Annotated in this window: 11 protein-coding genes, 3 tRNA genes and 1 pseudogene; 12 read left to right on the top strand and 3 right to left on the bottom strand. The window is 74.4% G+C overall.

Annotated elements, in window-relative coordinates; translation table 11 throughout:
• Positions 1–149: 149 nt before the first annotated feature.
• The 5 genes from IEY37_RS03705 to IEY37_RS03685 all read left to right on the top strand — a co-directional run bounded on the left by IEY37_RS03705 (position 150) and on the right by IEY37_RS03685 (position 5,797).
• The gene (locus IEY37_RS03705; RefSeq protein WP_188940072.1) at positions 150–764 is read left to right on the top strand and encodes a TetR/AcrR family transcriptional regulator; all 615 of its coding nucleotides are present in this window, start codon (positions 150–152) and stop codon (positions 762–764) included.
• Positions 765–837: 73 nt separating this feature from the next.
• Positions 838–3,339, top strand: coding sequence for an MMPL family transporter (locus tag IEY37_RS03700; RefSeq protein ID WP_188940071.1), 2,502 nt, complete (start codon positions 838–840; stop codon positions 3,337–3,339).
• An 11-nt stretch (positions 3,340–3,350) separates the two neighbouring features.
• Positions 3,351–4,079 carry a Type 1 glutamine amidotransferase-like domain-containing protein gene (locus tag IEY37_RS03695; RefSeq protein ID WP_188940070.1) on the top strand — a complete coding sequence of 243 codons (729 nt, stop codon included), beginning with the start codon at positions 3,351–3,353 and terminating at the stop codon, positions 4,077–4,079.
• Between the two features lie 97 nt (positions 4,080–4,176).
• Positions 4,177–4,262 (top strand) — tRNA-Ser (locus tag IEY37_RS03690).
• 56 nt (positions 4,263–4,318) lie between these two features.
• Positions 4,319–5,797 (top strand): cryptochrome/photolyase family protein, encoded by a 1,479-nt coding sequence (locus IEY37_RS03685; protein WP_188940069.1) that lies wholly within the window; start codon positions 4,319–4,321, stop codon positions 5,795–5,797.
• 14 nt (positions 5,798–5,811) lie between these two features.
• Here IEY37_RS03685 and IEY37_RS03680 read toward each other — a convergent pair whose 3' ends face one another.
• Complete coding sequence (locus IEY37_RS03680; RefSeq protein WP_188940068.1) at positions 5,812–7,248, bottom strand: GGDEF domain-containing protein; 1,437 nt, start codon at positions 7,246–7,248, stop codon at positions 5,812–5,814.
• Between the two features lie 170 nt (positions 7,249–7,418).
• Between IEY37_RS03680 and IEY37_RS03675 the strand changes: the two genes are divergently transcribed.
• The 4 genes and pseudogenes from IEY37_RS03675 to IEY37_RS03660 all read left to right on the top strand — a co-directional run.
• A complete protein-coding gene (locus IEY37_RS03675; protein ID WP_188940067.1) occupies positions 7,419–8,201 on the top strand; it encodes a sulfite exporter TauE/SafE family protein in 783 nt (260 codons plus the stop codon).
• A gap of 89 nt (positions 8,202–8,290) precedes the next feature.
• Positions 8,291–8,803, top strand: coding sequence for an SRPBCC family protein (locus IEY37_RS03670; RefSeq protein WP_188940066.1), 513 nt, complete (start codon positions 8,291–8,293; stop codon positions 8,801–8,803).
• Entirely contained in the window at positions 8,800–9,219 is a 420-nt protein-coding gene (locus IEY37_RS03665; protein WP_188940065.1) for an EVE domain-containing protein, read from the top strand. Before IEY37_RS03670 ends, IEY37_RS03665 begins: the two co-directional genes overlap by 4 nt.
• Positions 9,216–9,662, top strand: a pseudogene (locus tag IEY37_RS03660) (MarR family winged helix-turn-helix transcriptional regulator); the annotation flags it as partial. The gene IEY37_RS03665 and the pseudogene IEY37_RS03660, both read left to right, overlap by 4 nt.
• 124 nt (positions 9,663–9,786) lie before the next feature.
• On the opposite strand, the gene hisC reads toward IEY37_RS03660, so the two are convergent.
• Positions 9,787–10,863, bottom strand: a complete 1,077-nt coding sequence (hisC, locus tag IEY37_RS03655) for a histidinol-phosphate transaminase (protein WP_188940063.1) — start codon at positions 10,861–10,863, stop codon at positions 9,787–9,789.
• A gap of 510 nt (positions 10,864–11,373) precedes the next feature.
• Positions 11,374–11,520 (bottom strand): hypothetical protein, encoded by a 147-nt coding sequence (locus IEY37_RS03650; protein ID WP_188940062.1) that lies wholly within the window; start codon positions 11,518–11,520, stop codon positions 11,374–11,376.
• Between IEY37_RS03650 and IEY37_RS03645 the strand changes: the two genes are divergently transcribed.
• The 3 genes from IEY37_RS03645 (at position 11,510) to IEY37_RS03635 (ending at position 12,336) form a co-directional block, all read left to right on the top strand.
• Positions 11,510–12,028: a hypothetical protein gene (locus IEY37_RS03645; protein ID WP_188940061.1), complete on the top strand. Its 519-nt coding sequence runs from the start codon at positions 11,510–11,512 to the stop codon at positions 12,026–12,028. The two genes, IEY37_RS03650 and IEY37_RS03645, sit on opposite strands and share 11 nt — an antisense overlap.
• 72 nt (positions 12,029–12,100) lie before the next feature.
• Positions 12,101–12,188 (top strand) — tRNA-Ser (locus tag IEY37_RS03640).
• 72 nt (positions 12,189–12,260) lie between these two features.
• A tRNA-Arg gene (locus IEY37_RS03635) sits at positions 12,261–12,336 on the top strand.
• Positions 12,337–12,912 lie beyond the last annotated feature (576 nt).

Raw genomic sequence — 12,912 nt, 5'->3', positions numbered from 1 at the left:
CAACCCCGCAGATCACACCGTGTCGCTACACAACCTCAACCAACCTCCCTGGGCAGTACATCTAGGGGGAGTACGTCCGACACATGTGTCGTCACCCACTTCACAATGGGCAATCTTGCCCACTGTGCAAATCGAGCTAGAGTCGTCCCGTGACCCTCGGCCTGCGCGACCGCAAGAAGCTGGGGACGCGGCAGGCGCTGGCCGAGGCGGCGCTGGCGCTGACCGTCTCGAACGGCTACCACGGCTGGACCGTCGCGGACCTCACCGAGCAGGTCGGGGTGTCCCGCCGGACGTTCTCCAACTACTTCGACAGCAAGGCCGACGCCGTGGTCGCGGTGGTCGACGGCCGGCTGGCCGCCGTCTTCGACACGGTCGCCGACGCCCCTGCCGACATCGGCGTGGACCGCCTGCTGCAGGACGCCCTCGCCCGCTTCGGCGCGGCCATGGCCGACGGGCTGGCCGAGGTCTTCGCGCTGCTGCACGACGACCCGGACCTGCAGGCCGCGACGCTCACCGCCGAGGCCGCGACCGCGGAGCGGATCGCCGGCGCGCTCGCCGCCCGCAACGACCTGCCGGTGGACGACCTGCGCGTGGTGGTCGCCGCCCAGTGCGTGCTTACGGCGGGCCGGGAGTGCATCGGCCGCTGGCTGGGCGCAGCGGACCGCGATCCCGCCGCGCTCACCTCGCTGCTGGCCACCGCACTGTCGGTGGTGGACCTGGGCCGGCTCGCCGGCCCCGGCGCGCCCGCTCCGGCGCACCGCTAGCCGCGGGTCGGCAGCGCCGCCGGCCACCGCCCCGTCCCCCGTCCCAGAACCCAGTCCAGCCCCGGGAGTCCGCATGGCCACACTGCTCTACCGCCTCGGCGCCTTCGCCGTCCGACGGCGCTGGCTCGTCCTGCTCGCCTGGGTGGTCGTGCTGGCCGTCGTGGGCGGCGGGGCGCTGGCGTTCAAGGGCACCTTCAACAGCTCGTTCTCGATCCCGGGCACCGAGGCGCAGCAGGCCCAGGACCAGCTGCGGACCGAGATCCCGGCCGCGTCCGGGACGGCCGGGCGGATCGTGTTCGCCGCGCCACAGGGCCACACCTTGGCCGAGGCGCCGTACCAGGCGGCCATCGGCCAGGTGGTGGCGGAGGTCAAGCCCCTGCCGTCGGTGCTGGCGGTCGTCGACCCGCAGACCGGCCGCACGATCGCCCCGAACGGCCGAGTCGCCTACGCCCAGGTGACCTTCTCGACCACGCTGGACCAGATCCCGGTGGCCACCCAGGACCGGATCGCCGACATCGCCGCGGCACACCGGACGGACGGGTTGGAGATCGAGCTGGGCGGCGGCGCCGTCAAGCAGACACCGAGTATCGGCTCGACCGAGGGCCTCGGCGTGGTCGTCGCCCTGGTCGTGCTGCTGGTGACCTTCGCGTCGGTGGTCGCGGCCGGGATGACCATGCTCACCGCGCTGATCGGCGTCGCGGTCGGCATCTCCGGGATCCTCTGGGTCTCCGGGGCCGTGCAGATGTCCTCGACGGCACCCATCCTCGCGCTGATGCTCGGACTCGCCGTGGGCATCGACTACTCGCTGTTCCTGGTGTCGCGGCACCGCAACCAGCTGCGGTCCGGGATGCCGGTCGCCGAGTCGATCGCCCGGGCCACCGGCACCGCCGGCTCGGCCGTGGTGTTCGCCGGCCTGACGGTGCTCATCGCGCTGGCCGGGCTGTCCGTCGTCGGCATCCCGTTCTTGACGATCATGGGCCTGGCCGCGGCCGGCACCGTCGCCGTGGCCGTCCTGATCGCGGTGACCTTGGTGCCGGCGCTGCTGGCGTTCGCCGGCGACCGGGTGCTGCGCCGCCGGCACCGCGCCGCGGCCGTCGCGGCGCGCGCCGGCGGGTCCGGTGAGGTCGTCGGGCTCGCGGCCGTCCGGCCGAACCGATGGATCCGGTTCGTCACCCGCTTCCCGGTGCTCGTGGTGGTCGGCGTCATCGCCGTGATGGGCGTGGTCGCCATCCCGACGACCAAGCTGCACCTGGCCCTGCCCGACGACGGGTCGGCCTCGCCCGACAGCACCAAGCGCAAGGCCTACGACCTGCTCGCCGGTTCCTTCGGCCCGGGCTTCAACGGGCCGCTGGTGGTGTCGGTGCGGGCGCAGCCGCAGGACATCCAGCGGGCCATGCAGGGCGTCGCCGCCGCCGTCGGCAAGCTGCCCGAGCAGCCGTTGGCCGTGCCGCAGGCGGTCAGCAAGGACGGCACCTTCGGCGTGGTCGCGGTGATCCCGAAGACCGGGCCGTCCGACGTGCGCACCGAGGACCTGGTGCACGACATCCGGGCCGCCGCACCGCAGATCCAGTCGGCCACCGGCGCCACCATCGCCGTCACCGGGCAGACCGCCGTCGCCATCGACGTGTCGGCCAAGCTCGCATCGGCGCTGCCGGTCTATTTGGTGATCGTGGTGGGCCTGGCGCTGATCCTGCTGCTCCTGGTCTTCCGGTCGATCGTCGTGCCGGTCAAGGCCGCGCTGGGTTTCCTGCTCTCCGTCGGCGTCTCGTTCGGCGCCGTGGTCGCGGTCTACCAGTGGGGCTGGCTGGGCGGGCTGTTCGGCGTGGACAGCCCGGCGCCGATCATCTCGTTCCTGCCGATCCTGCTGATCGGCGTGCTGTTCGGGCTGGCCATGGACTACCAGGTGTTCCTGGTGTCCGGCATGCGCGAGGCATTCGTGCACGGCGAGGCGCCGCGGTCCGCGGTGACGCACGGGTTCTCGTCGGCGTCCCGGGTGGTCACCGCGGCGGCGATCATCATGACGAGCGTCTTCGCCGGCTTCATCCTGGCGCCGGACACGATCATCGCCTCGATCGGCTTCGCGCTCGGCATCGGCGTGCTGGCCGACGCGTTCCTGGTGCGGATGACGCTCGTCCCCGCCGTGATGACGCTGCTCGGCCGGGCGGCCTGGTACATCCCGCGGTGGCTGGACGGGGTGCTGCCCAGCGTCGACATCGAGGGCGAGCGGCTGCTGCACCGCCTGCGCGCCGAGCGGGCCGAGGAGCCGGTGCCGGCCGGTGCGCCGGTGCCGGCGCTCGCCGGTGCGGGTGACGGGCGACCGACGGTGGTCGACGGCTCCGCGGCCGACGGGCGGGACGGGGCCGTCGACGGGCGCGCGGTCGCGGTGGACGGACACCTGCCGTCCCTTGATGGTGTGCACGGCACGGACGGCGACGGCCGGAGCGCGGCCGACCTGATCGTCGACCGGGTACTGGCCGAGCGGGGCCGCGCCCTGGCCGTCCGTCCCGACGGTGGGTCGTCGGCGGGCGGCGCCGAGCCGGCGCAGTCCGGCGGCCGGCACCGGCTGCAGGACTAGGGTCGGCGTCCGTGCCTGCGGACCAGCCGACCATCGTCGCCACCTCGATCGGGTTCGACCTGCGCGGCCGGGACCGCTGGGACCTGGACGCCGGCCCGGTGTTCGACTACGCCGCCGACCTGTCCGGGGCGACCGGGACGCCGCGGGTGTGCTTCCTGGGCACCGCGGGCGGCGACAACGCGGCCCAGCTGACCGGGGTGTACTCCGCGCTGTCCGGCCGGTTCCGGCCGTCGCACCTGGAGCTGTTCACCATGCCCAACGTCGACGACGTCCGGGGCCACCTGCTGGCCCAGGACGTCGTGTGGGTGGGTGGCGGGTCGGTGGCCAACCTGCTGGCGCTGTGGCGGCTGCACGGCTGGGACGCGCACCTGCACGAGGCCTGGCAGGCCGGCGTGGTGCTGGGCGGCGTCTCCGCCGGCTCGATCTGCTGGCACGTCGGCGGCACGACCGACTCGTTCGGGCCGACGCTGCGCCCGGTCACCGACGGGCTCGGCTGGCTGCCCCACAGCAACGGCGTCCACTACGACTCCGAGCCGCAGCGCCGCCCGCTGTTCCAGGGCCTGATCGCCGACGGCACGCTGCCCGACGGCTACGCCACGGACGACGGTGTCGGTCTCACCTTCCGCGGGACCGAGCTGGCCGAGGTCGTCGCCGACCGGCCCGACTGTGCTGCCTACCGGGTGCGCCAGGACGGCGACAGCGCCGTCGAGGAGCGGATCGAGCCGCGCCGGCTGCGGTGACGCCCGCGCCGACCGTCGTGCCGGGTGGGGTGAGGCTCGCGCCGACCCCGACGCCGGGTGCGGCGACGCCCGCGCCGGCCCTACGCTGACCGGACCGGGAGGCGTGTCCGAGTGGCCGAAGGAAGCCGCCTTGAAAGCGGCCAGGTGTCAAAAGCCTCGGGGGTTCGAATCCCTCCGCCTCCGCTGACCGTCCCGCCGCCCCGGCGGCGGCTGTCGGTGCCGGCCCGCAAGATGGGCGCATGCCCGCCCGTTGGCTCTTCGCCGACCAGCTCGGCCCGCACTTCGACACCAGGGGCCGGCGCGTCCTGCTGGTGGAGAGCCGCCGCGCGCTGACCCGGCGGGTCTACCACCGGCAGAAGCTGCATCTCATCCTGTCCGCGCTGCGGCACCGGGCTGCCGAATCCGACGGCGTGACATTGCTGCAGACCGAGACCTACGGCGAGGCCTTGGCGCGGTTCGGGGCTCCGGTGCGGGTGTATGAACCGACGTCCTGGGCCGCCGACGACTTCGTGCACCGGCTGCGTGAGGCGGGCACGGTCGAGGCCGTCGATCCGACGCCGGGGTTCACGATGCCCAAGGCGGAGTTCGCCCGCTGGGCGGGGGACCGGCCGCGGGTCCGGATGGACGACTTCTACCGGCTCCAGCGGCGCCGGCTGGACCTGTTGATGGAGGGCGACCAGCCCGTCGGCGGCCGGTGGAGCCTGGACCACGACAACCGGGAACCGCCGCCCAAGGGCGTGACGACGCTCGACGTCCCACCGCCGTACCGGCCGCGCGAGGACGACATCGACGCGGAGGTGCGCGACGACCTCGACCGGTGGACCCGCGACGGGACCGTGCGCACCGTCGGGGCCGACGGTCCGCGGCTGTTCCCGGTGACCCGCCGGGAGGCGCTGGCTGCGCTGCACCGGTTCCTCGAGCACCGGCTCGGCACCTTCGGCCCGTACGAGGACGCCATGCTCGCCGGCGACTGGGCGATGGCGCACAGCCTGCTGTCGGTGCCGATGAACCTCGGCCTGCTGGATCCGCTCGAGGTCGCCGAGGCAGCGGCCGCGGAGTACCGGGCCGGCCGGGGGACGCTGTCCTCGGTGGAGGGCTTCGTCCGGCAGGTGATCGGCTGGCGGGAGTACATCTGGCACAACTACTGGCACTTCGGCCGGGACTATCGCACTCGCAACCACTTCCGCGCCCGTGACCCGCTGCCGGCCTGGTTCGCCGACCTGGACGCGGACGCCGTCGAGGCGCACTGCCTGCGGGACGTGCTGCAGGGCGTCCGCGACCGCGGTTGGGTGCACCACATCCCGCGGCTGATGGTGCTCGGCAACTGGGGCGCCCAGCGGGGCTGGGACCCGGACGCCCTCGCCGAGTGGTTCCAGACCCGGTTCGTCGACGGCTACGACTGGGTGATGCCGGTCAACGTCGTCGGGATGAGCCAGCACGCCGACGGCGGTGCAGTGGCCACCAAGCCGTACGTGTCCGGCGGTGCCTACATCAACACCATGAGCGACTACTGCGGTGGCTGCCGGTACGACCCGCGGCACCGGCTCGGCGAGGACGCCTGCCCGTACACCGCCGGCTACTGGACGTTCGTCGACCGCAACGCCGACCGGCTGTCCGGCAACCAGCGGATGCGGCAGCCGCTGCTGCAGCGCGAACGGCTCGCCGACCTCCGCCAGGTCGTGCGGCAGGAACGGCAGCGCGGGGACAGCCCGCCCTGATCCGGCGGCCCGGTTCAGCTGGCGGCCGCCCAGGACGCGGACGTGCCGGCGCGGCCGGACCGGCGGATCCGCTTGGCGGCGTACATCGCGGCGTCGGCCTGCCGGACGGCGTCGGCCAGGCTGTTGCGCGGCCCGGCCGTGGCGGATCCGACGCTGGCCGCGACGGATCCCTGCGTGCTGACCCGCCCGCCGAGCCGGCTGGTTAGTGCGTACACCCGGCGGTGCGCCTCCGCGGAGGCATCCGCGACCAGCACCGCGAACTCGTCGCCGCCCAGCCGGGCGCACACGTCGTCCGACCCCGCGGCCGACCGCAGCACCTCCGCGGCCCGGCGGAGCAGGTCGTCGCCCGCGGCGTGGCCGTAGCAGTCGTTGACCGCCTTCAACCCGTCGAGGTCGAGCGTGGCGACCAGGTACTCGGCGCCGTCCAGCACCCGGCGGTGCGCAGCGTCGAGCGCCTCGTCCCACGCGCGGCGGTTGCCCAGCCCGGTCAACGGGTCGATCCGCGCGGCGTGGGCGTGTTCCAGCGCGGCCGCGTGCAGCTCGTCGCGGAGCGCCGCGGTCTGCGCGACGACGCCGGCCGCGTCCACCAGGTGCCGGCTCAACTCCTGGCAGAGCGCGGTGAAGCCCCGCGGCGCGGCCTCGGTGTGCAGGGCCACCAGCACCCCGCCGACCGGCGCCGGCATCCGGACGGCGAGGACGGAACGAGCCTGCCACTGCAGCAGGGGCGCCAGCGCAGGATCCAGCCGGACGTCCTGCACGCACCAGAGGTCGTCGGCGCAGCGCTGCTGGAGCAGGTCCAGGACCGCCGCGGCGTCCACGCCGCCGGCGGTCGGGCGTCCGGCCGGCGGTTCGGGGGCGGGGGACCGCGAGTCGGCGACCGGCGCCGGGCCGGACCGGGCGAGGGTCCTGCCCGCGCCGTCGCGCACCAGCACGATCTCGCAGGACAGCGCCGTCGCGGCGACCCTGGCCACGTGCTCGAGCGCCGCCCGCAGGTCCCCGGCCGGCGCCGTGGTGACCGCCCGGACGGCGTGCAGGATCTCCAGCTCGTCGGCGAGCCGCTTGGCCGGTGTCACCTCGGTGACGTGGGCGTCGACGAGTTCGGCCAGCCGCCGCAGGCGGTGGTCGGTGACGGTGGCCGGCAGCGGTCCCGACGGGTTGCCGAGCACGACCAGGACGTCGTCGTCCACCCGCACCCGGGCGGCGCCGACGGCCCAGTACGGCCCGAGGATGCGCTCGGACCGCGACCCGCCGGTCCGCCGCACCTGTCCGGGCTGCTCGGGCAGGGTGCGCAGCAACGGGTCGTCCGCGGACACCTCGACGACGCCGGCCCACGACCGACCGCGGCCGATGCCGCCGACGTGCACCCACACCGAGGGCGACAGCCGTCGGAAGACGAGCGCGTCCACGACGCCGCGGCGTGCGGCGATCTCCGCCACTGCTCGCACAGGCATCCCGGTCCTCAGGTCCGCGCCGACGGCCGTCGACCGGACCAAGAGTAACGACGGATGACCCACCGTTGCGGCCGAACGGGGGAAGCGGGCGCGTCGCCGCGCCGTGGACCGGGCGTTCGAGTGATCACCAGCGCGGCGGGTCGGGCCGGGGGCCCACGTAGGGTCGCGTGGTGAGTCTGCTCGAGCTCGTGCTGATCCTGCTGGCCGGGGTGTGGGCGGGACTGATCAACACGATCGTGGGTTCCGGCACGCTGGTGACGTTCCCGACGATGGTCGCCTTCGGTTTTCAGCCCGTCGTCGCGACGATGAGCAACGCCGTCGGGCTGGTCGCCGGCGGCGTGTCCGGCACCTGGGGCTACCGGCGCGAGCTCCAGGGACAGTGGGCCCGGCTGGCCTGGCAGATGCCCGGATCGCTGCTCGGCGCCGTCGTCGGCGCGTGGTTGCTGCTGCACCTGCCCGCGGACACCTTCAAGAAGGTCGTCCCCGTGCTGCTGGTGCTGGCGCTCGTGCTGGTGGTCACGCAGCCGCGGATCCAGCGCTGGGTGCGCCGCCGGGCGGAGCAGCAGGGGCGCGACCACCAGGAGGTGGGCCGCGGGCGGCTGGCCGTGCTGGTGCTCTGCACGTTCGTGGCCGGCGTCTACGGCGGGTACTTCGCCGCCGCCCAGGGCATCCTGCTGGTGGGGATCATGGGCGTGCTGCTGCCGGAGTCCATGCAGCGGATCAACGCCGCCAAGAACCTCCTGTCCCTGGTCGTCAACGTGGTCGCGGCGACCGCGTACACCGTCGTAGGCTTCCACCGGATCAACTGGGCGGCCGCCGGCCTCATCGCGGCCGGCTCCCTGGTCGGCGGCTTTCTCGGCGCCTCCGTCGGGCGGCGGCTGTCCCCGACGGTGCTGCGCGCCGTCATCGTGGTCCTCGGCGTGGTGGCCATCTGGCGGCTGCTCGCCTCCTGAGTCCGGCCGCGGGTGCGGCAGCCTTGGAGCGTCGGCACGGGACGGCGGGCAAGTCTTGACTCCAGTTACTATGCGCGCATACTAAATGCATGACAGTTCTCGCGTGCAGCCGCGTCGTCTCGTCGGCGCCACCGGAGGCCTTCTTCGACCGGTGGGCGGACACCGCGACCTGGCCGGAGTGGAACAGCGACACGGAGTGGGTCCGGATGGACGGTCCGTTCCGGGAGGGAGCGACGGGCACGCTGCGGCCCCGGGGCGGCCCCACGGTCGGCTTCCGCATCGAGCGGCTGGTGCCGGGGCGGGAGTTCGTCGACGTCTCCCGGCTGCCCGGAGCGCGGCTGACCTTCGCGCACACCGTCACGACCCGGGCGGCCGCCGGCGGGGCCGACTCCGACGTACCCGCCGACGGGACCCGCACCGAGGTGTCCGTCGTCATCGACCTCTCGGGGCCGCTGGCGCCGGTGTGGCGACTCGTTCTCGGTCGCGGTCTGCGGCGGTCCGTCCATCGCGACCTGGTCGCCCTGGCCCGCGCCGCCGAGGCGGCATCGACGGCCGGAGGCGGGCTGCCGGCATCCGCCGCCGACGCGCGTGAGTCGGCGTGACCGGCGCCTGGCTCGGCACCGTCTCTGCGGAGCACGTCCGGCGCGGCGTCGAGCAGGGCATCGCGCAGATCGGCCACGGGAAGCGCTCCGGGCTGCGGCGGATGGCGGCGGGGGACTGGCTCGTCTACTACTCGCCGACCGAGGTGCTCCACCAGGGACCGCCGCTGCGCAGCTTCACGGCGATCGGCCGGGTCCACGACGACGTGCTGTGGCAGGGCGACGAAGGCGAGTTCCGGCCGTGGCGCCGCCGCATCGACTACGTCACCGGCGCCCGGCCGGTCCCGGTCCGCGATTTGCAGGAGGTGCTCGACCTGACCGCGGTCCCGAACTGGGGCTACCAGCTGCGCCGGGGGCTGATCCCGCTGTCGGAGCGGGACCTGCGGACGATCGCGGCCGCCATGGGCGCCGGCCTGTGACCCGCGGCGGGCTGGTCACCCGGCACCGCTCCGCCGGGGACAGTCCCGGCTTCCTGCTGTGGCGGGTGACCAACACCTGGCAGGCGGCGCAGCGGGCCGCGCTCGCGCCGCTCGGCCTGACCCACGTGCAGTTCGTGCTGCTCGCCTCGCTGACGTACACGGCCGCGGACGGGCCGATCACCCAGCGCCGGCTGGCCGAGCACGCGGCCGCCGATCCGATGATGACGTCGCAGGTGCTGCGGGTCCTGGAGGGCCGGGGCCTGGTGCGACGGGACCCGCACCCCACCGACGCGCGGGCCCGGGCCCTGTCCGTCACGCCCGAGGGTCGGACGCTGGCCAACCGGGCCAACGCCGCCGTCGAGGCGTGCGACGACGCCTTCTTCTCCGCCCTCGGCGACGACCTCGCCGCGTTCACCCGGGCGCTAGGCCGGCTGTCGTCCCGCGGCGCTGGTGCGCGGCAGGAGCAGGCGGGAGCACCGAAGGGGTCGGTCGACCCGGACCCGGACGCTGTCAAGAACCCGGACGCTGTCACTCACCCGGACCCGGCGCCGCCCGCCGGCGGGCCGGTCAACGGCCGGGATAGCTCCGCGCCGCAGCCAGGAACAAATCGTTCTCCGCGGGAGCGCCGACGGTGACCCGCACCCCACCGCCTGGTCCGCCGAAGGCCCGCACGATGACGCCGTGCTGCTCGGCGTGTCCGGCGAAGTCCAGGGCGGCGTCGGCCAGCGGCAACCAGACGAAGTTGGCCTGCGAGGTCGGCACGTCGTACCCCAGCTCGCGCAGGTCCTCGGTGACCCGCTCGCGCTCCCGGACCACCGCCGCCCAGCGCGGCCGGAGCTCCTCCTCCGCGCCCAGCGCGGCGACCGCGGCGGCCTGGGCGAGCAGGTTCACCGCGAATGGCACGGCCACCTTGCCCAAGGCCTGCACGACCGCCGGGTCGCCGACGGCGTACCCGACCCGGAGGCCGGCGAGCCCGTAGGCCTTGGACAGCGTCCGCAGCGCGACGACGTTGGACCGTCGGCTGGCCACCTCGACACCGTCCGGGGACCCGGGCTCGACGTCGAACTCGCGGTAGGCCTCGTCCACGGCCACCAGCACGTCGTCGGGCACCCGGTCCAGGAACCGCTCGAGCTCGGCGGCCGCGACGGTGGTGCCGGTCGGGTTGTTCGGGGTGCAGACGTAGACGAGCCGGGTCCGCGGGGTGACGGCGGCGGCCAGGGCGTCGAGGTCGAGCGCTTGGCCGGCGGTCACCGGCACCCGCACCGGCCGGGCCCCGGCGATCTCGGTGACGATCGGGTAGGCCTCGAAGCTGCGCCACCCGAACAGCACCTCGTCGCCCTCACCGGCGACGGCCTGCACCAGCTGCTGGCACAGCGCGACCGAGCCGCAGCCGACGATGATCCGCTCGGTGTCCTGCCCGAGCCGTTCGCCCAGCAGCCGGACCAGGGCCGTGGCCCCGTTGTCGGGATACCGGTTCAGGCCGCGAGCGGCGTCCCCGGCGGCGGCTGCGGCGACGGCCTCGGCGACGACGGGAAGCGTGGGGAACGGCAGCTCGTTGGACGCCAGCTTGACCGCGCCCGGCACGGTCCGGCCGGGCGCGTATGCCGGCAGCGCGGCCAGGGCGGAACGCAGCCGCACCGTCACACTCCACCTCCAGCTCGGGGAACGCCGACCCTACCGGGGTGGCCGGATGCGTCCCGCCCGTCGGCCGCCGGCCCGGGACGCTCCGAGCCGGGTCCCTCGACGGGCGGCGGGGCTGGGGTACAACCCCGGGATGGCCACCGTCCCGCGCGCTCGACCGCTCGGGTCGCCGCGCGCCGGGGGCCGCGGACGCGGGTCGGTCCCAGCCGCGGTCCGCGCGGCGCTCGCCGGCGTGCTGGCGGTGACGGTGCTGGGCGGGTGCACCGTGCCGACGTCGCGGAACGCCGCCACCGGGAGCACGTCGACATCCGCCGTGCCGGCGCCCTCAGCAGCCTCCGTGGCGCCCGCTCCCGGCGGCAGCCCGGTGGTCACCGTCCCGGCCCTCCCGGGTGCGGCGGGGGCGACCACGCCGGCGAGGTCGACACCGAGTGCGACGCCCACGCCGACCCGTGCCACGCCGCGGCCCACCGTGACGGTGTCCCGCACCGTCACGGCCGCCGTACCCGGCTCCGGTCAGGACGCCGCGTCGCAGTCAGCGCCGAGTACCTCGACACCGGAGGGCACGACCGCTGGGCCGACCACCGGAGCGGACGGAACGCCGCGAGCCACGTCCTCGGCGTCCCAGTCGGCCTCCTCGGCGTCCCGCGCGGTGGCGGTCACCCTGGCCAACTGCCCGGGCTGCACCGTCCTGGCCACCCGCGCGGACGTGGCCGGCGGCTACTCGGCTGCGCTGGTCGACACGGGTGCTCACCGCGCGGCGTTGGTATCCGTCTCGGCCGGCGGGGAGGTCGGCCGCGCGCTGAACGTGCCGTACGGCGCCGACTTCCCGGCGCCGGCCGGCGGTGCGCTGCCGTGCGACTCCGGCGGCCGGTGCATCGTGCTCGCATCCACGACCGAGGGGACGGCCGTCGCCTCCGCCTTCCAGCTGGCGGCCGACGGCAGCTGGAGCGACGTCACGCAGGACGGCGGCCTGGTGTCGAGCACGCCGGTCGCACGGGTGGTGGACCTGGACGGCGAGCCCGGGATCGCGGTGCACGGCGGTCGGGGCGACGCCACGGTGTGGGTGGTCTACGCCTGGGGCGGTGACGGCTACGGCGTCGTCGGCTGCGCTCCGGCCGGCCCGGACCTCGACCCGTCGGCGCTGTCGGCCGAGCAGTGCCCGTCCTGAGATCGCGTTTTGCCCCGGGGTCCGGCGGCCCGGTAGGGTGGCTCGTCGGTGGCCTCCCCGGTGGTGGCCCTGGGAAGCGTGCCAGAGCGGCCGAATGGGACACACTGCTAATGTGTTGTGCTCGTCAAGGGCACCGAGGGTTCAAATCCCTCCGCTTCCGCGCCGTCCGGCACGGGTCAGCCCGGTCGGACGACCACTGCAGGGCATGAGGTACAACTGAACAGCTGGACCAGCGCCCGTAGCTCAACGGATAGAGCATCTGACTACGGATCAGAAGGTTGGGGGTTCGAATCCCTCCGGGCGCGCCATCTCAGGTCTGACCTGTGCAGCCGGCAGGTACTGGGCTCTTGGCCCGGGCCGGCCGACACCGATCCGTCGCACGGCCTCCCGCGGGCTGGTCGGTCTCACGCGGTCCGCACCGGCCGGCCAGCGCAATCCATCGCAGTCATCCGGAGGGATCGACTTTCGTCGATCCGCCCGACGTCCGGGGCAGCGCCGGTCGACACGCTCGGGCACGACCGCCGCGCGGCCGGAGGAGGACGCAGCTGTCGGCGGAGTGGACACGGTGGCTGACCGTTGCGGGTGGTGCCGCGTCCTGGCCGACATCCTGTGGGTTGCGCGAGTCGGCCGTCGCAGTAGTTCGCCAGCAGCGGAGAGCGGCCAGGGCCCACGGTTGTCTCCGTGCTGATCGGACCGCTGCCCGTCCTGTCGCCGCTCCGCCTGGTTGTGGATATCGACCCTGCGCACCGGACACGCTGCGCTATGCCGCTGTCCCTACTCGCGGTGCGGTCAGGGTCGCGCCGGCTCCCCTGTATCGGGCTGTTGGCACCCTGCGACCGAGCCGTTCGGACACCATCTCGGTGGGTACACCGGCGGCGATGCCA

The organism is Nakamurella endophytica (assembly GCF_014646215.1).
Taxonomy (GTDB): Bacteria; Actinomycetota; Actinomycetes; order Mycobacteriales; family Nakamurellaceae; genus Nakamurella; species Nakamurella endophytica.
This window is presented reverse-complemented; position numbering and strand designations above follow the sequence as displayed.